This window comes from Bacillus altaicus, from assembly GCF_042136375.2.
Classification (GTDB): Bacteria; Bacillota; Bacilli; order Bacillales; family Bacillaceae_G; genus Bacillus_A; species Bacillus_A cereus_U.
Window position 1 is genome coordinate 3,374,760 of sequence record NZ_CM143394.1, and the last position, 18,391, is coordinate 3,393,150.

Sequence of the window (18,391 nt, forward strand, 5' to 3'; positions counted from 1 at the left end):
TATGAACAGAATTCTTTCTACCCTTCTTTCAACTACATTAATTATTAATTTACTTGGATGTACTTCTTCTCCTTCAAATAAAGAAGTTTCAAAACTAGCATTGAAAACAGATGAAATAACAGATGTAAAGTTGTTAAATGTGAAGGGAAATAATACAGTAAAAGCCGAAACAAATAATAAAGGGTTTATTATACAAATGCTTAAGTCTATTCAAACAGGTACACCTAAAGAGGTTTCTTTAACTAAACAAACTATGGCATCCGTATCAAGTAAAATGGAAATTGTATATGAAGATCAATCTATAAAAACTTTATTAATTTTGGTAAATGATGACGATACAATTACAATAATGGAAAACTCTAACGCTACATCCACAAAGGGCGTTCAAATACAACACGACCTAAAAACTCCTATGATTGTATTAAACTTCATTAAACAGTAAATTTGTTTATGAAATACAATTCCGTTTGAGATTATCTAATAAACAGATATAATTGTTTGTGTTAGGAGTCGATTATATGCTTAGAGAAACGAGAAAAAAAGAATTAAAAGAACTTATATTCCTAAAAGCAGTACAACTCTTCCAAGAACGTGGGTACGAAAATGTAACCGTTCAAGATATTACTACTGCATGCGGGATTGCAAAAGGAACTTTCTTCAACTACTTTCCGAAAAAAGAAAACATATTATTATTTTTAGGTGATTCTCAAATTGAACTATGGAATGAAAGTTTAAAAACGTATGAAAATGTGGAACATCCAAAAGAGCGAATCAAACTTGTTTTAGGAGACTTACTGGATCGCTTTACTGGACATGGAGAATTAATGACGCATGCTGTTTTTGAAATTATTAAATCTAACTACTTAGTAGAAAATGAATTAAAAAGTATACAACAGCTACAAGAAAGTTTGTCTTCTATTATTACAGAAGCGAAAGAGACAGGAAAATTACACAGTCCATGGGATACAAATATCATCACTTCTACTATTATGAGTACTTATTTTTATACACTAATGTCCCACTCGCTATTACACGCTAATGAAACAAGTGCGAAAAATATACTTAATCAACAGTTGGATATTGTTTGGGAAGGTATCAATCAAAAATAAAAGAAGGCTCTGCTACTAAAATGTACCCTATAGAATAGACACTGAAAAAAAGTCTATTCTATAGGGTATTTCTTGTATAATGAGAGAAAATTGGGATCGGAGAAAGTTCAAAATGACAAAAAAGCTATTTACAGAAAGAGACATTCAAATTCTATCAAATAACCCCTACATAAAATCTGTAAGTCAGAAAGGTATCACTTATACAGATGAATTTAAGCGTATTTTTATTGAGGAAAATGAGAAAGGAAAACTACCTCGAAATATTTTTGAAGAATGTGGTTTTGATATAGATATGATTGGAATGAAACGAATTATGTCATCAGGAAGTAGGTGGCGTGCTGCTTACAGAAAAAATGGTGTATTTGGTTTGCGAGATACACGCACCCAAAACGCGGGAAGAACTCTTAGAGAGAGCTTACGTTAGAAGAGAAGTATGCTCGTTTAGAAGCCGAACGGAACTTACTAAAGGCAGAAAATGAATTGTTAAAAAATAAAACTTATGGAAGGGAGGATGAGAAGGAAATAACGTTATCACCTAGTCAGAAATATATCCTGATTCGTTCTGTCATCATAAAATATAACTTAAGAAATATGGTGAGTTATTTGTGTAAAGTAGCTGGTGTATCCCGTTCGGATACTATAATTATTTTTCCATTTCATCTCAAGAACAACGGAAACAAAAGAACAATCAAGATGAAATCGTGAAAAAAATCATATTAAAAGCACTTCGATTTAGAAATCGAAAGAAAGGGGCTCGTCAAATAAAAATGACATTGGTGGGTCATTTTCAAGTTGTCTACAATTTAAAGCGTATCCGTAGAATCATGAAAAAATATGAGATTATCTGTCCGATTCGGAAAGCAAATCCTTATAAAAGAATGCTGAAAGCTTCAAAAGAACATCGAGTAGTGCCGAATCAATTAAATCGAGAATTTAAACAAAACACCCCAGGAAAACGCTTCTTACAGATATCACTTATTTAGTTTACGGTAAGAATAAAAGAGCTTATTTATCTACAATTTTAGATGGCTCAACCAATGAAATTTTAGCTTACCATGTTTCAGAACAGATGACATTAGACCTCGTAACAACAACTCTTCATAAACTAAAACGGAATAAGAGGATTCGATTGACTGAAGGTGCATATATTCATTCAGATCAAGGAGCCCACTACACAAGCCCTACCTACCAAAAATTAGTCAAAAAGCTAAAGCTCGGACAATCTATGTCAAGAAGAGGGAACTGTTGGGATAACGCTCCACAAGAATCATTTTTTGGTCATCTGAAAGATGAAGCACATATAAAACCTTGCGAGTCTTTTACTGAGTTGAAACAAGAGATTAAGAAATATATGACGTACTATAATCACTATAGATATCAATGGAATTTAAAAAAGATGACTCCTGTTGGATACAGAAATCATCTTCTTGATGTTGCCTAACTTTTTTAAAAATGTCCTTTACAAAGGGTACAGATTATACAAAGCCCTCTTTTATTTTAATACTCCTTATTTCTTATGCGATGCCCCCTCCCTCCTTCTCTCCAAAAAGGTAATACTCTCAATCACAACTTCAGTTCTATATATTTTCTTTCCTTTCTCATCATCGTAATTATTCGTATGAATACGCCCTGTAATCCCAACAAGTGAGCCCTTCGTACAATATTCTGTTACATTTTCAGCCGATTTTCTCCATACGACACAATTTATAAAATCGACTTGTTGTTCACCCAAACTATTTCGAAAACCTCTATTCACCGCAACACATATTCGTGCATAAGCGACACCTTGTTTTGTGTAGTATAATTCTGGCTCCTTTGTCAATCTACCGATTAATACAACTCGATTCATCATAAGTTATACCACCTCACATATTTTTCTTCATTGTAAGGAAAAATGTTGGAAGGGTAAAAAGTACAAAACAGCATGTTTGTAAATAAAAAGTCTTACTTTATATCTTACAAAACTAAAAAAGAAACCCTACATAGTTTAAACATGTAAGGTTTCCAAAAATATTATACTTTACTGCAAGATATGTAATATCCCCCGCGAGCCATCTTTATTTCAGCGCGGTACATTACATTTTCTAAGTTGAAAATAATCGGTTTAACTTTACTCTCAAATTTTAAGTGTTCATTACATTCAGCCGCATAGCTTTCAATAGCTGAACGAATGACTTCTGCTGATGGATATGTTAAAGAGTCATCTAGTTCTATGAAAAAACTTTTAGAAAATAGTTTTTTCATACTCCCTTTTTTCTCTTTCATCATATTCCATCCCCCTTCAATTCAAGTCGCCAACATCCATATTTTCAATTTATCTTTGAAAACAAAAAAACCTGCACATTTCATGCAGGATTTTTTATTAGTCATTTTTCGTAAAGTAAGAAACAAAACGAAGAATTTCTAAGTATAGCCATACTAGAGTCATCATTAGACCCATTGCACCGTACCACTCCATATATTTTGGAGCTTGGCTACGTGCACCGTTTTCGATTAGATCGAAATCTAGTAATAGATTTAATGCAGCAACTACAATAATAACTGCACTAATAATCATACCGATTGTTCCACCTTGGTGAATATATGGAACAGTAACACCGAACATGTTTAGTAAGAATACGATTAAATACATAACCATAATTCCCATTGTCGCTGCTATTACACCCGTACGGAATTTATCAGTTACTTTTACTACGCGCGTTGCATACAACACTAACATTGCAAATAGAATTGAAATTGTTAGTAAGACAGCGTTTAAAACGATAGTATCGCCAAATTTCATTGTATAAATCGCTGAAATACTTCCTAATACAACCCCTTCTACCGCTGCATAAATCGGTGCACCAATTGGTGATATACGCGGGAAGAAGATAGATGCAAATGCAACGATTGCCGCAATAACTAAAGCACCAATTAATACTGGCATTTTCATCGTACCTTGCGTCATCTGTATGTATGAATAGACAGACGTTGCAAGCAGCAAGATAAGCATGATAAACGTTTTGCCTACTGTTCCGCCAATAGTCATCGCAGAAGTATTTGCTCCCTCTTTACGGAATGCCTCTTTTTTCAACATTGGATTAGATGTTCTCATTTTTTCCCTCCTAAAATAGGTTCTACCAATAGTGTAAAGTTTTTCTCTTTACATTTCAATATATGCAGCTTGTTTTTATTTTAAACCTTCAACGATGTCAGATAACTCGCTCCATCGTTCCATCGTTTTTTCTAGCTCTTCTTCTATCTTCTGCCCTGCTTCAGATAATTCTTGTGCCTTTGTGAAGTCAGATCCAACTTTCGCAAGTTCTTCTCCAATTGACTCAATTTTCTCTTCTAGTTCAGCAATTGTATCTTCAATTGTTTCCCATTCACGCTGCTCATTGTATGAAAGTTTACGTTTACGTTGTTGTTTTGGAGCTTCTTCTACTACTTTTTTCTCTTTTTGAACTTCCGCCTTCTCAATAAGTTCTTTCGTCTTTTCCATTTCTAAATAGTCCGTATAACTACCTAGGAATTCACGCACTTCGCCCTCGCCACTAAAGATGAACAATTCATCTACTACTTTATCTAAGAAGTAACGGTCATGCGATACAGTTAAAACGACACCTGGGAAATCTTCTAAATAATCTTCCAGCACTGTTAATGTTTGTGTGTCTAAATCATTCGTAGGCTCATCAAGTAATAGTACGTTTGGTTCTCCCATTAAAATACGCAATAAATATAAACGTCTTCTTTCGCCACCTGATAGTTTACCAAGCGTTGTTCCATGTGAATGCGGTAGGAATAAGAAACGTTCTAGCATTTGAGATGCGCCAATTACTTTTCCATCTGTCGTATGAATAACTTCCGCAATTTCTTTAATGTATTCAATCATACGCTGGTTTAAATTCATCTCTTCATTTTCTTGCGTATAATAAGCAACTTTTACAGTTTGTCCTACTTCAATTTCACCACTATCAGGAGAGAATTTTCCTGCAAGCATATTTAATAGTGATGATTTTCCGCTTCCATTTGCTCCGATGATTCCGATACGATCACCAGGCTTCACAATATGATTAAAGTTATGTAATACTGTTTTATCACCAAATTTTTTCGTTACATCTTTTAATTCAAGTACTTTCTTTCCTAAACGACTTCCACTTAGTGCTATATCAACTGATTGCTTCGCTGCTGGTCCTTCTTGTCCCTTCAGCTCATCAAAACGCTGAATACGCGCCTTTTGTTTCGTAGAGCGAGCTTTTGCACCACGACGAATCCAAGCAAGTTCACGACGATATAAATTTTGGCGTTTTGATTCTTGTGCCGATTCTTGCTCTTCACGAAGTGCTTTCGCTTCTAAAAATGTACTATAGTTTCCTTCGTAGCTATATAGTTTACCATTGTCTAATTCAAAAATACGGTTTGCTACACGATCTAAGAAATAACGATCATGGGTTACAAGTAATACCGCACCTGTATATCTTGCTAAATATTCTTCCAACCATTCAACTGTCTCATGGTCAAGATGGTTCGTAGGCTCGTCTAAAATTAATAGATCAGGTGTTTCAATAAAACATTGTGCCATTGCGATACGTTTTTTCTGTCCACCAGATAAATTCCCAACAGTTGCAGTAAAATCTGTAATTCCTAATTTCGTTAAAAGAGATTTCGCATTTGCATTTGCTTCCCATGCACTCATTGCATCCATACGTTGCTGTACGGCAAATAATTGTTCCTGTACTTTTTCATTACTTGGATCTTTTTCGATATTTAATAACGACTGTTCATAATCACGAAGAAGACGAATTAAAGGTGTATCACCATGGAACACTTGCTCTAATACTGTTAGTTTTTCATCAAACTCTGGTTGCTGTGATAAATAACTAATTGTATAACCACGTGAATGCGTCATATCACCTATATCAGGAGTTTCTAATCCTGCAATAATTTTTAATAATGTCGATTTACCAGTACCGTTTACACCAATAATTCCGACACGTTGTCCTTCTGTAATACTACATGATAATCCATCAAATAACGGTTTTTCTCCATATGATTTCGATAAGTTTTCCACAGTTAACATTTTCATATTTGTGCATTCCACTCTTTCATAAATTGTTCAATAAACTCTTCCATATAACGATGACGAACTTCAGCCTCTTGTTTTGCAGCGTTCGTGTTCATTAAATCTTTTAGTTTTAAAAGTTTTTCATAAAAATGATTTAAAGATGGATCATTATTTTTTCTATATTCATCTTTCGTCATCACTTCTCTAGGAGAGATCGTTGGATCATACATTAATCTCCCTTTCGCTCCTCCGTATGCAAATGTACGAGCTATTCCAATCGCACCAAGAGCATCTAAACGATCCGCATCTTGAACAATTCTACCTTCAAGTGACTCAACTGTGCCACCATGACCACCCTTATAAGACATATTGGCGATGATATGAAGAACATGTTTACTTTCCTCTTCTTCAACACGTAACTCTTCTAACCAATCAGAAACTTTTTTCATTCCTGCTTCTTCACTCTCATTTAACTTCTCATCTGCTACATCGTGAAGTAATGCTGCCATTTCAATTATAAAACGATTTCCCCCTTCTTGCTCAGATAAAGAAATCGCCAATTTATGTACGCGTTCAATATGATACCAATCATGCCCACTCGCATCTTTTTCTAAAATATGCTTTACGAAAGTTATTGTTTTTTGAATTTTTTCTTGTTTTATCATTTTATCTTCACCCAGTTACTTATTGTAACACGCCCGCATTTTTTCATCACATATTTTCTTGTCTGCCCATACACTAGGTGGTAGGCATCATTATGAAGGAGGAATAAACATGTTCTATAATAATCAACCGCCTTACCCACAACAACCTTTTTCCCCTCAACATCAGGAACAAAGATATGCTGAACAGTATGGGGAGGAAGAGACACAACATCAAGAGCCTCAATACGAACAAAATCCATACGCAACACCGCAAACTCAAGAAACTGAATATCAACAAAATCCATATGACACACGTCCAAATTATGAATATCCTCAAAATCCATATGCAGCACCACCAACTCAAGAACAACAATATCAGCAAAATCCATACACAACTCAGTACACTCAAGAACAACAAAATCCATATGTACCGCAGCGCACCCAAGAACAACAATATCAACAAAATCCATACACAACTCAGCCACAACAACCGCAATACCAACAACAAATGTATCAACCAAGCTACGACGCACGTGTCTCACCACCTGCACCACCAACTATCGATCCGACGCAACCACAAATTTTACCGCCTGGTCCAACATTCGATATTACACAGCCACAAATTTTACCACCAGGACCTATTACAGAACCAACACAACAACAAATTCAACAAGTTGTCGGTACACAGTTTTTACCTTTAAAGAAACCTGTACTTGATTTCGTAAAGCCTTGGGTAGATTACGGTTTAAATGAAGCGAAACATACATCACACAAACATGCTTTAACAGAAGTTGCTGCGATTATGTTTTTAGTTGGTAAAGGATTTAATCCTACGATTGCGCATTATATTGTAGAATCTTGGGAGAAGAATGAGCAGTTTTAAGGTTGTTTATTTTGTATAACACAAAAATATAAAAGTGCTATAAACGCCCATTAAATAAGCGTTTATAGCACTTTTTATTTATTGCGCTATATTTCGTTATGAAAATTCACTTCATATTTTCTCACGTATTTTTATAGCATTTGTGAGCAAAATATGAGCGAAAAATAGTCCTTTAATTAAACTGTGTTCACTAAAGAACAAATTGAATTTTATTTAAGTATTATGCTTGATCTGATTGTAGAACATGTAATGGAGGCGGAATAATCCAACCTTTTTTCTTATTCAGACGAAGTAATATAGCTCCAGCTTGTGCTTTTTTCATATGAAATTGACCAAACATCATTCCAACATCTTCTCGAAGAGATTGTCCCATAGCTTGACTACATGCTACTAATCCAGCAGCAAGATCCATAGAAACTTTAGCTGCAATTTCCGCATCATTAATACGAGCACCAGGAGGAATCGTTTCAATAGATGCAACTGGTCTTTCTGGAGGTGCTGGTGGTAATGCAACTCCATTCAATTTTAATATATTTTTTAATTCTTCAACTTCTGATTGGATATCATTCTCTACAAGGTTTTCTAAAAATTTCTTTAAATCCTCGTCTCCTGTGTGGTTAATAAGAACTTGATATCCAGCAATTGCTCCTTGTGCAGCTGCAAGGTAACTCCAAATCCCAAAGACTTCTCCGTAGTGCATTGGTTCATTTTGTGGATTTCCACTTAAAATACCCATAAAAATATTCCTCCTTAAAGAAATTAGACTTTTAGCAACAATACTTACTATAGAAAAAATTTTCCTAACCATGTTCTGGATTAAAGAAAATAAGTTCTTATAACTCATAAGGAACACCTTACCCAAATATAGTAATTACCTCTCATAGAATGTACCGTTACCAAAAATTTATTCTTATAAAGAATAAATTTATTTCAATTAACTTAATCCATTATTATAAGTACTTTTAATAGTAAAAATTAAAGACGTCTATCATAATTTCAATTCAAATGGTTTTATGTATTTTCAACCGAATATTATCTAAAGGAACTGGAGACATTACTAAATACGAAAGGAGGGGAAAACCATGAAGAAAAAACTTTCATCTATTTTAGGTGCCCTATTACTAACTATTATGTTTTTTGGTACAAACGTCCATGCTGAATACGATGGATATAATACGAATAGAGTTAACAATAATAATATTACAACTCGAGTTAATGACAATAACATGAATAGAGTTAATAATGATGTGAGAACTCGAAATGTAAATACGACAAATGATTTAAATGATAATCGTGATAAAAATAATAATTGGGCTTGGCTTGGTTTATTGGGACTAGTAGGATTATTTGGTCTTAGAAAAAAAGACAAAGATACAGAAACACGTTAATGTAAAACATTGCATTTAATTTTAAAAGATATTTATTTATCATCAAAAGAATGCAAAATGAATAAGTTATAAATCGCCTTTAATAAGGCGATTTTTTATTTTTTAAAATCAATAATGATGTCACTTTACTCATAAGTTGGCCGAAAATTTTAATAAGAGCATTATTTTGCCACAATTAAAAAGAACCATAACCTTGCCAAAACGGCAAACTTATAGTTCAAATCACACAAAAGTTGCTTATTGTTATTCTAGTCTACTTTGCCTCGCTTAAACGAAAACTAGTATTATCCGAATAAATAAGTAAAGTTGTATTTTTAAGACGAAGTGCTACCTGAACCGCCAAGTAAACCACCAAGGGACTTTATCAACTTTTTCAATACTGGTGTAATATCTTCTTCGGAAGTTATTCTAATACACGGTAATTCAACTTGGAGTTTCGTTCCCAAAAGAACAACTGTAATTGGAACTGGAATTGAAACACAAAGAGCTTCGTTTCCATCACATTGACACTTATATTGTTGCTGTTGCTGCGGTTGTTGCTGCTGTTGCGGTTGTTGCTGCTGTTGCCATTGTTGCCATTGTTGTGGTCTTACCCCTCTACTCATATCTATATTTCTGTTGTCCATTACAAAAGGATAAGACTCGTTTGGATAATACTGATGAAAAGAATTTTTGTATTCATAATGACCATTATTCATTTTTTCATCTCCTTCCCGTTACATCGTATTAACCTATTAGCCAATGGGTTCATTGGATTAACATTATCATTCGCTCATTATTTTATAGTAAAAAGCTTCCATCACTTACCCATATCTTATATTTTGTGTAAGTGCCCCTATCGCTGAAGTCCTTGATATTCATAGTTTCATAAGACTTTCCCTTTTGAGTTACACAACTCATAAAAAATGGGTAATTATTAAAATACAAAAAAATAAAAGGACGTTTGCTATATTTTGAATTTAATCATAGCCTTATCCATTGCATCTTGGTTCACACCTATGTATCTTAATGTAACTCTTTCGGATGAATGATTGAATATCTCCATTAACAAGGCTATATTCTTTGTTTGCATGTACATATGATATCCAAATGTCTTACGTAATGTATGTGTACCTATCTCATCTAATCCGAACTCTGCCGCTGTACTTCTAAGTATCTTATATGCCATGCTGCGGCCAATCGGTTTATTCTTTCCTTCTCGGCTCTTAATTAAATACTCATTATCTTCTCTTTCTTCAATGTACCAACGTAATTCTCTTTTTAATGCTGGTGTCAATTGAATACGTTTCTGTTTACCCGTTTTCTTTTCTCTCATTGAAATATGACTACCCTTTAAATCGCCTATTTTAAGCTTTAGGATATCACTTATACGCAACTAATTCCCATCACAAACAAAATATAATTACGTTCATTGTTTTCCTTTAGGTATTCTTTAATCTGTTGTATTTGCTCTGGATCACGAATAGGTTGAACAAAGTTCATAGTTCCTTCCTCCCATTCCGCTCTTCTGTCTCATATACTTCTAATCTAAGAGCGAAAGCTAGTTTATAAAAAGCATTAGATTTATTTCTTCTATATGTACGTGCACTCATACCAATATCGTTATAAACCATATAATCAAAGACTTCCTCATCTTCCAAATATCGCTTTACAATAATATCTCGTTGATTTTTGCTAAACCGACTTAATGCTTTATCAATTTGAAAAGATAGACGTTGTAATTTCAATTCTCTTTCACTCATTGCAACATTTGCTAAAGCAACATCTTCAGCTGGCTTTCCTATTATGTTTGTTGGACCATGATATCTTACCTCACCAGAGGCTGTGACCTTCATCTCGTTTCTAATCATCCCAAATTGTCTGTAAATACGAACGTTTTCTAAAATCTCTTCTAAACGAACCTGTGCTGCTTTTCGGTCAATTTTAGGTAAGAAAGTTAATTGCATCATATATATAAACACCCCTTATCTATTTTGTTAAAAAAAACCAAAAAGCGGACACCAAACTATAGAGCAATATCACTAATGCTCTTTATAGTTTGATGTCCGCTGGTTCTTCCAGTAGGACTAAATGTTTCATTGGTATTATTATATCATTTTCTCATATTTTAGTAACTTTCTTATTAGAAAAGGATTATTTTATTAGGTTTTCTATGAATTATTTTCCTCTATCTCTTGGCTTTCTTCTCTTATTTGACCGATTAATGAAACTACTGAACCGACCGCTTGGACCCAACTCCCCGTAATCACTATAAGCTGTCCATCCTCCTCATCGCCTTCCGAAATTCCCTCCACTTTATCCCGACTAGCTTTCAATTCATCTATTCCACCTATTGCCTGTAATGAATTACCAGTCGCTTGTAACACATTCCCGACAATGTTATACGATTCATCTATATTGGAACTATCCTCTAATTCCCCACCTATTGATGTAACACCACCTAATGCTTGTATCCAATTTCCTGCAATCACTAATTTTTTTTGTGTTTCATCTTCAAATTCTATAATGAGTCCTGTTAGAACCGTTACATTACCAATTGATTGGATTTCGTTCCCAATCAATTCAAGGGATATTTCTCCTTGTCCATCAGCTTCCAGACCATTCCCCGTTGCCTGTAATACATTCCCCCATACGTTCAAGTCTTTTCTTAATTCGCTGTTCAATCTTTTTAAAGGTGTACTCCCAATCGCAGCAATAATTGTCCCTACTGCAACAAACCAAGCGCCAACTATCTCCTTAATCGGATCATCCATTCTCAATCTACCCCGTCATTAATTTAGTACTTACAGGATATGAATTGGCACATCTTCATGTTAATGGCCTACTTCTCTCCCTCCTGAATAAAACTCAATATTTCGTCAATAATGTAGATAGGCTGTTAGCCAGAACTCATTTAAAGTAGTTTTCTCTGTATCTCCTTGTAGAGAACAGTTAGCTTTTGCTAGCTGCTCTTTTGCATACTTTGTTATATTTAAACCCATACTAAACATTAGTTATGTGTATACATGACCAAAATTTCTAATAACAAATTTACTGTTCAAATGCATCCTTCGGTTATTCTCCTTTTGGATGCATTTGAACTTTACAAAATGAGATTTTTATTAAACTCATTTTCACTCCCACATAATATTTTTAATTCTGCTTATACTATAGCTGTAACTAAAAGTTACATATCATTTACTTGTAGGGCCTAATTTCCTTTTGTACAACAAGTAGTTTGCTAATTGAGCTAGCTACTTTGTCGTGCAATATGAAGTTTTTCAATTCACTTTACCCGATGAATAAACTTTTAAGTTTCTAACTATACTACTCATGAGCTATTACAGATGTAGCTCAATCTTTCCAAATCACATTTGTTCGTTCATTTAGCAGGCAGTTCATTTACCAACTGTCTGCTATCTTATTTTCATTGATCCTTTATTATAAAATTCAAGAATTAATTTCCACAAATTGTAGATACTATAGGTAAGCTAACAGCCATTTTAGTTTTCCCATGAAATTGTGCGAATCACATATCCTTTAGAGAAAATACTAAGAACATTGCAGTTGGCTTAATTAGCTAGCTGCTTTGTTTGTTAACCATTTTTTGCACGAATACAGTTTATATGCATAACTTTTAAATTGAAATCCATACTATATTTAGGTCTTAATATCTAAAACCCTTATTTCAACCTTAGACCTAACAAATCGCTCCTCTCCCTTCCCTGGGGCTAAGCAGTTAGCTATTGCTAGCTGCTCTTTTATTTTTATTAGATTGATGCACCAAAAAATTAAGAAAACTATGGAACTTCCAATGAACATTAGGTGAAAAACATAGAAAACGCAAACCTAAAAAGGGTAAATATAATGTTAATTGAGCATTTCAAACGTAAAGTAATACGATAAAAAACCTATTCTATTTTTGGGTTTTACATTATAAAATTTAATTTTCATCCCAAAGTGAGGGTTTCACTCCTACACTTCGTAATATCATTATCTCGTGAATTATTTTTTAAAAACGTATTTATATATATTTATACATATGAATTATTTTACATTCAATTGAACTAACAGTTGCATGTTAATTAAAGAATGAATTAATAAACTACCAAATACCCCTTTAACTAAAAAAGGATGCTTGTCCATGTCAGATAGGGTATTTCTTTCATATCTTGTAATATCTTTATAGAAAGGAGAGAAGATCCTATGGAAAATGCAGCGATACAACAAACAGAAGAATGCCCTACATGTCCAGAAGGCACTGTTTGTGAAGATAGTGATTTACTATGTATAAACATTCCTTGTACGACTACGGTAGTATTGTTGGGATTGATTCGGTTAAATATTGGTCCATTATGTATTCGAGTTAGTTCAGTAGATGATTTGTCAAGATTCTCAGACGAAGAGAAACTTGACAAAGTACAACAGGTATTTGATGGACTAAGAAATACTCTCCCAAATTTTAATTCACTGCCTGAAGAGTAACAGTTAGAAGGATACGATTGCTCAACAAGAGCAGTCATTTGGTTTACTAACAGAGGCAATAGTGAACGAAGGGAATCGTAACATTGATTCCCTTTTATTTTAGGTATGTTAACAGCCATATTAGTTTTCCCATGAAATTGTGCCGAATCACATATCCTTTAAAGACAGTACTGAGAACATCGCAGTTAGCTTAAGTAGCTAACTGCTTTGTTTACTGGCTAAATATATGTTAATGCTATAGATATACCAAGTTGGAATATAAATGACCATTGTATTCTTCTTATACATGGAGTAGTTAGCTTTTGCTAGCTACTCTTTTTTATTAGTCTGATTATAAAATTTTGTTCTTATTTCTTTTTCACACCATATACTTCTAACCTAGACTCAGCTCATAGAGTTACCTCCTATCTTGAAGAGCACTTGTACATGGTGCTCTTTTTTAGTTTCCTCATTTCTACACAATGCAATTTTTTATGCAAAAGATACACACTCAATTAAAAATAACCTCATATGATATCTTCTATCCTCTCTTTTTAAAATAAATAGCCTTTACAGAGCACTTTCCAAAGTGCTCTAACTTTTACATATCAAATAGCGTTTTTATTAAAAACTTGTCACATTTAAGCTAGACAAGCATATGTTATTGCATGGAGACTCTCCACTCATAGAAATCTAACCTTTCAAAGAGCATACTTATTAGTGTGCTCTTTTCATTTGCTAGTAAATAACGATTTTGTTATCAAATTTCACCTATCTAAAAAACATACATACAATATCTTGGGTATCTCTTTTCAACATTAGTTTTGGTCAGAGCGCCTTGGGAGAAAGGCGCTCTTTAATTTTCAAATAAGGATTTTATTTAAATTTCATAAAACCTATCTTTGCCTGAATAGGTTCAAAATTATCTATTTAGCATATATAATACTTTTCAATCTCTTGCATGCGATTTCCTTTGTGCTTTGGGTCACCTACAATAAGCTGCAAATAGTCAATTGCGATTAAAACCTTTTTATCAGGATACTTACGCTTTAGCTTCCTAGTCTTAGCGTAAATCTCTTGCATCGTGACATTTGCTTTATCATAAATTTCTAATGGCAAATCATTTATTAATCCCATTGCCTGACTAATTTTTTCCCAATCTTTTAAATTACATAGCTTTTTAGGATTCTTTAATTTCGTAACATCTATATTTCCAGTACTTGAGATCATCCGCTTAAGTAACTGTTCTTCCCCCATTTCTAACGAGAAGACTCCTGTTGCTGTATGAGCACTTGCCCCATGAAAAGCGACGTTTAATACAAATGCTGCTTTCCCCATCGAAGGACGGGCACCGATAATGATTAAATCGCCTTCTTGTAACCCTGCTGTCATTCTATTCAAATCGTCATAACCAGTTGGAATACCCGTTAAATCACCTACATCAATTTGCATTTTTTTTACAGATCAACAAGCGTATCTTTTAAGTTCACGACTTAAGGCATACTCATGCTTCAAGCTGGTAAGTACCCTAAAATCGCTCAGGATTGCTTAGGTCATTCTTCTATTCAAATGACTTTAGACAAGTACAGCCATAACACACAAAACATGCAACAACAAGCTGCAGAAAACTTTGAGAATATTGTAAACCCCTATGAAAACATCAAATAAAAACCGAAAAATTCTAATGTGAACCAAATGTGAGCATTGATAAAAAACAAAGCTTATAAACCTTGATATTACATGGTTTATAAGCCTATATCGTTGAATCTTAGGAGAAGAATGAGCAGTTCTGACCTTTTATATTTTGTATAATACAAAAGTGCCACGAATGACTGTTAAACAAGCATTTATGCACTTTTTATATTAAAAATAAATTTCATATAATAATTTATTTATCTATGCCTTATATTTTGTGTGACTGTCTTAATCGCTGAACCCTTTCATATTCTTAACTTTATAAGGATTTCTATTTTGAGTTACACAATACGATAAAAATGGTTAATTATAAATAAAAAAGGAAAAGGCCGATTTCTATCGGCCTTTTCAAATTCCCTTATATTGATGCTCGCTATTAAGACCTTCTCCTTCTAGGACCTACAATTAATTTGATTGCTGTTCTTTCTTGATTATCGATAGTAACCTCTTGAAACGCTGGAACAAGAACCAAGTCAATGCCACTTGGAGCTACAAAACCTCTTGCAATCGCAATTGCTTTAATCGCTTGATTTAAAGAACCCGCTCCAATTACTTGAATTTCTACTTTGCCACTTGCTCTTAGTACACCGGCTATTGCACCTGCCACTGAATTTGGACTTGATTTTGAGGATACCTTTAATATATTTTCCATGTAAGTTGCTCCCTCTATTATTTAATCTCTATTTTCTTACTGTTTGAACTATAACTAACGTATCTTTAACTACTATTCATACCAAATACAAACAATTCTGTATAATTACATTCATTCGATATTTTTTGCCTTCTTCCTGCTCAATTGTATAAATAAAAAGCGATGACTAAGTTGGAAACTTAGTCATCACTTTTTCCATTTCTCTGTTTAACTAAAATGCTGTCCTTTAAATACTTCTCTTGTTTACTTTGGTGATATACTATCTTAAAGTTTAAATACTTCAACATTTTAAAACCTCGGATAGAGTTATCTGCTAAGTTTTCAGCCTTTTTCTTCTTCAAAAGTCATTACATATAATCTTCAACTTAGAAATAATAGTAGTTTTAATCATCAAAGTATTGTAACTTGTGATAATGGTATAAATTCAGTTGAATTAACTGTTACAAAACTAAACTAATAATAATTCACCTTCATATTCAGATGCTACTTCAGCATCTTTTTTTATTATTAAATAGCGTTTCCTTTCGATTCCTACAATCTTCAGATCTTTTATTCATCTACCTTATAAAACGTATGCTCTCATTTTACAGTTCTATTAATCTAATAAGCAAAACAAGTACCGAATACTTCTACCACAAGAATTCGGCACTTGTTTTATTAAAACAGATTCCTTCTTTCCTACTTCTCTACATAAACCGATTTAACTATCGTACGATTATAAGGTTGTCCTTCCTTATTCATCCCTTTCATATCAATTGTAACGTTATATACACCTGGCTGTTCTATATTTTTCAAAGCACCTGTGAATGTAGTTGTATTAATATTTTGCGATTCATTTGATTCAGAAACTAATTTTCCATCTTTATTAATTACTCTTACTGTTACTGAAAGATTGCCTTTCATTTCTGGAGCTGCAGGTGATTTTTTGAGTTTATACTCTGCTTTATTGACTTTAACCTTTGCCGGCATTTGAAGGACGAACGGAGCATCTTTTTTGTAATCGGTCACGATTAAATATGCATCTTTCGGCTGCTTCGCCATCATTTTAACTTGCCATTCTCCTGCTTCCATTTTATCAAATTTAAATGTTCTTATAGTGGCTCCTTTAAAGAGAGATTCACCTTCACCAGTAGATACAGCACTATCTTTATTTGTATAAACTTTTCCTTTTGGAGATATTAGTTGTATTTCTACATCTGAAGAAGCTGTTAAAATAGAAACTACCCCTTCTGCTTTTTTATCAACTGCGACAGTTTGTCCTACCCACTCATTTTGTGACAACTCTCCTCCTAAAATAGCTTGATTAGAAGTTGTGTTTAATTGTTCTATCTTATCCTCTGAACTATTACTCGGGGCTAATAAAGCTGGTACTGGTACATTTACTGTCCGTAAATATGGTTCAATTCGTGCGAAAACGGCTGATCCTTTTCGTATATTATCATGATCAAATCGTGAATCTGTAAATAAATGTGTTCCATATGGTAACTTAGCACTCCATTCGTTCACCAATCCATCATTAGAACCGTATGATGACAAATACAACCCACCCATAGATAGTGCTGAAAAAACAGGTCCCCAGCTTGTCCCAGTAGCCGTATAGTAACGGTTTAATTTAGCTGCAGGATTATTATCTATTGTAGAACGAAACTTTGCCATTTCACCTATTTGCAATGAATATGTCCCATCATCTTTTTGACCTAATATAGAGGCAAGCCATCCTGCCCACCAACTATATGATAAATCCGCTAAATTGGATCCGTAATGCGGAGTGGCAAGCGTAATAACATTTCCAACAAATCGATTCGCTCCATATCCAACTAACGCAGCTTGTGTATCAATACCACCTTTACTGTGAGCTACAATATTTACTTTTTTGCCAAAATGATTATAAATCTCTTCAAGCTTTTGTGCTAACAATTTTCCATTGTCCCATTGGCTAGCTGATCCTTTCCCCGCGGCATCATATAATTGAATAAATACAGTTTGATAGCCTGCTTTCAAAGCATAATCGTACATATCATTCACCTCATGATATACTGTCTTTCCATACCAACTATCCGCATTACCATTTCTTCCTTGTACAAAGAGAATTGGTGGTTTATTCTCATCATAATTAGCAGGTTTCTGACCTAAAAACCATTCTCCAGGAGTAAATACTTCTTGATCTGGAAAGCCAGTCTTAAGCTCTGTTACAACCTCCGCGTGTACATTTGCACTAAAAACCAGCGGACTCATAAAACAAAGTACAATAAATAATGCGATACTCCTTTTCATAATTCCCATTAACATCCCCCTTTTTCTCCTGAAAGAAAACGCTACCATTCCGTTGAACACCAATTGTTTTAAATTCCATTTAATCAATTACTTTTACGTTACAATATAATAAGAAATTAATAGCCGCATTCCTTTCTTATCAAACGTTATTCTCTCAACATTTCTTCATTCCTTTTTACAATAAGCGTTTTGAATATTTCTCAATAAAGCTTTCTCTTTACAGAAAAAACTGCGTATAAAAGGTCTCTTTAATAACCTT

General features: G+C 33.8%; 16 protein-coding genes and 5 pseudogenes. 8 read left to right on the forward strand and 13 right to left on the reverse strand.

What is annotated here, in order from left to right; all coding sequences use genetic code 11:
• The first annotated feature begins 1 nt into the window (after nt 1).
• The 3 genes and pseudogenes from ACE38F_RS17485 to ACE38F_RS17495 all read left to right on the forward strand — a co-directional run bounded on the left by ACE38F_RS17485 (nt 2) and on the right by ACE38F_RS17495 (nt 2,550).
• A complete protein-coding gene (locus ACE38F_RS17485) occupies nt 2-442 on the forward strand; it encodes a hypothetical protein (RefSeq protein WP_375369338.1) in 441 nt (146 codons plus the stop codon).
• Between the two features lie 76 nt (nt 443-518).
• Nucleotides 519-1,109: a TetR/AcrR family transcriptional regulator gene (locus ACE38F_RS17490; protein WP_215556180.1), complete on the forward strand. Its 591-nt coding sequence runs from the start codon at nt 519-521 to the stop codon at nt 1,107-1,109.
• 112 nt (nt 1,110-1,221) lie between these two features.
• Nucleotides 1,222-2,550 (forward strand): annotated as a pseudogene (locus tag ACE38F_RS17495) (IS3 family transposase).
• Between the two features lie 66 nt (nt 2,551-2,616).
• Here the strand turns inward: ACE38F_RS17495 and ACE38F_RS17500 are convergent.
• From ACE38F_RS17500 to ACE38F_RS17520, 5 genes are all read right to left on the reverse strand, one after another.
• The gene (locus ACE38F_RS17500; protein WP_375370746.1) at nt 2,617-2,961 is read right to left on the reverse strand and encodes a single-stranded DNA-binding protein; all 345 of its coding nucleotides are present in this window, start codon (nt 2,959-2,961) and stop codon (nt 2,617-2,619) included.
• Between the two features lie 161 nt (nt 2,962-3,122).
• The gene (locus ACE38F_RS17505; protein ID WP_375370745.1) at nt 3,123-3,377 is read right to left on the reverse strand and encodes a DUF4318 domain-containing protein; all 255 of its coding nucleotides are present in this window, start codon (nt 3,375-3,377) and stop codon (nt 3,123-3,125) included.
• Between the two features lie 94 nt (nt 3,378-3,471).
• Nucleotides 3,472-4,203, reverse strand: coding sequence for a Bax inhibitor-1/YccA family protein (locus ACE38F_RS17510; protein ID WP_215556177.1), 732 nt, complete (start codon nt 4,201-4,203; stop codon nt 3,472-3,474).
• A gap of 75 nt (nt 4,204-4,278) precedes the next feature.
• On the reverse strand, nt 4,279-6,174 hold the full coding sequence (locus ACE38F_RS17515) for an ABC-F family ATP-binding cassette domain-containing protein (protein ID WP_215556176.1): 1,896 nt from the start codon (nt 6,172-6,174) through the stop codon (nt 4,279-4,281).
• Nucleotides 6,171-6,818, reverse strand: a complete 648-nt coding sequence (locus ACE38F_RS17520) for an HD domain-containing protein (protein WP_375370744.1) — start codon at nt 6,816-6,818, stop codon at nt 6,171-6,173. Before ACE38F_RS17520 ends, ACE38F_RS17515 begins: the two co-directional genes overlap by 4 nt.
• Before the next feature lie 109 nt (nt 6,819-6,927).
• Here ACE38F_RS17520 and ACE38F_RS17525 point away from each other — a divergent pair, with 109 nt between their 5' ends.
• The gene (locus ACE38F_RS17525; protein WP_002202191.1) at nt 6,928-7,680 is read left to right on the forward strand and encodes a hypothetical protein; all 753 of its coding nucleotides are present in this window, start codon (nt 6,928-6,930) and stop codon (nt 7,678-7,680) included.
• Nucleotides 7,681-7,900: 220 nt separating this feature from the next.
• On the opposite strand, the gene ACE38F_RS17530 is transcribed toward ACE38F_RS17525, so the two are convergent.
• On the reverse strand, nt 7,901-8,416 hold the full coding sequence (locus ACE38F_RS17530; protein WP_000512143.1) for a DUF3231 family protein: 516 nt from the start codon (nt 8,414-8,416) through the stop codon (nt 7,901-7,903).
• A 346-nt stretch (nt 8,417-8,762) separates the two neighbouring features.
• On the opposite strand from ACE38F_RS17530, the gene ACE38F_RS17535 reads away from it, so the two are divergent.
• Nucleotides 8,763-9,068 (forward strand): WGxxGxxG family protein, encoded by a 306-nt coding sequence (locus ACE38F_RS17535; protein ID WP_375370743.1) that lies wholly within the window; start codon nt 8,763-8,765, stop codon nt 9,066-9,068.
• A 314-nt stretch (nt 9,069-9,382) separates the two neighbouring features.
• Here ACE38F_RS17535 and ACE38F_RS17540 read toward each other — a convergent pair whose 3' ends face one another.
• The 4 genes and pseudogenes from ACE38F_RS17540 to ACE38F_RS17555 all read right to left on the reverse strand — a co-directional run bounded on the left by ACE38F_RS17540 (nt 9,383) and on the right by ACE38F_RS17555 (nt 11,821).
• Nucleotides 9,383-9,766, reverse strand: coding sequence for a hypothetical protein (locus ACE38F_RS17540; protein ID WP_375370742.1), 384 nt, complete (start codon nt 9,764-9,766; stop codon nt 9,383-9,385).
• Between the two features lie 248 nt (nt 9,767-10,014).
• Nucleotides 10,015-10,550 (reverse strand): annotated as a pseudogene (locus ACE38F_RS17545) (site-specific integrase).
• A complete protein-coding gene (locus ACE38F_RS17550; RefSeq protein WP_375370741.1) occupies nt 10,547-11,017 on the reverse strand; it encodes an ArpU family phage packaging/lysis transcriptional regulator in 471 nt (156 codons plus the stop codon). Before ACE38F_RS17550 ends, ACE38F_RS17545 begins: the two are co-directional and overlap by 4 nt.
• Nucleotides 11,018-11,218: 201 nt before the next feature.
• Entirely contained in the window at nt 11,219-11,821 is a 603-nt protein-coding gene (locus ACE38F_RS17555; protein ID WP_367631562.1) for a DUF6944 family repetitive protein, read from the reverse strand.
• 1,432 nt (nt 11,822-13,253) lie between these two features.
• Here ACE38F_RS17555 and ACE38F_RS17560 point away from each other — a divergent pair.
• Nucleotides 13,254-13,532, forward strand: coding sequence for a hypothetical protein (locus tag ACE38F_RS17560; protein ID WP_016104693.1), 279 nt, complete (start codon nt 13,254-13,256; stop codon nt 13,530-13,532).
• A 930-nt stretch (nt 13,533-14,462) separates the two neighbouring features.
• Here the strand turns inward: ACE38F_RS17560 and ACE38F_RS17565 are convergent.
• Nucleotides 14,463-14,998, reverse strand: a pseudogene (locus ACE38F_RS17565) (DnaB-like helicase C-terminal domain-containing protein); the annotation flags it as partial.
• Between ACE38F_RS17565 and ACE38F_RS17570 the strand changes: the two are divergent.
• Nucleotides 14,996-15,179, forward strand: a pseudogene (locus ACE38F_RS17570) (site-specific integrase); the annotation flags it as partial. The pseudogenes ACE38F_RS17565 and ACE38F_RS17570 sit on opposite strands and share 3 nt — an antisense overlap.
• Nucleotides 15,180-15,582: 403 nt before the next feature.
• Here ACE38F_RS17570 and ACE38F_RS17575 read toward each other — a convergent pair.
• Nucleotides 15,583-15,858: a stage V sporulation protein S gene (locus tag ACE38F_RS17575; protein ID WP_002035358.1), complete on the reverse strand. Its 276-nt coding sequence runs from the start codon at nt 15,856-15,858 to the stop codon at nt 15,583-15,585.
• Between the two features lie 358 nt (nt 15,859-16,216).
• Here ACE38F_RS17575 and ACE38F_RS17580 point away from each other — a divergent pair.
• A pseudogene (locus ACE38F_RS17580) lies at nt 16,217-16,315 on the forward strand (preprotein translocase); the annotation flags it as partial.
• Between the two features lie 221 nt (nt 16,316-16,536).
• Here the strand turns inward: ACE38F_RS17580 and ACE38F_RS17585 are convergent.
• Entirely contained in the window at nt 16,537-18,147 is a 1,611-nt protein-coding gene (locus tag ACE38F_RS17585) for an esterase/lipase family protein (protein ID WP_375370740.1), read from the reverse strand.
• Nucleotides 18,148-18,391: the final 244 nt, after the last annotated feature.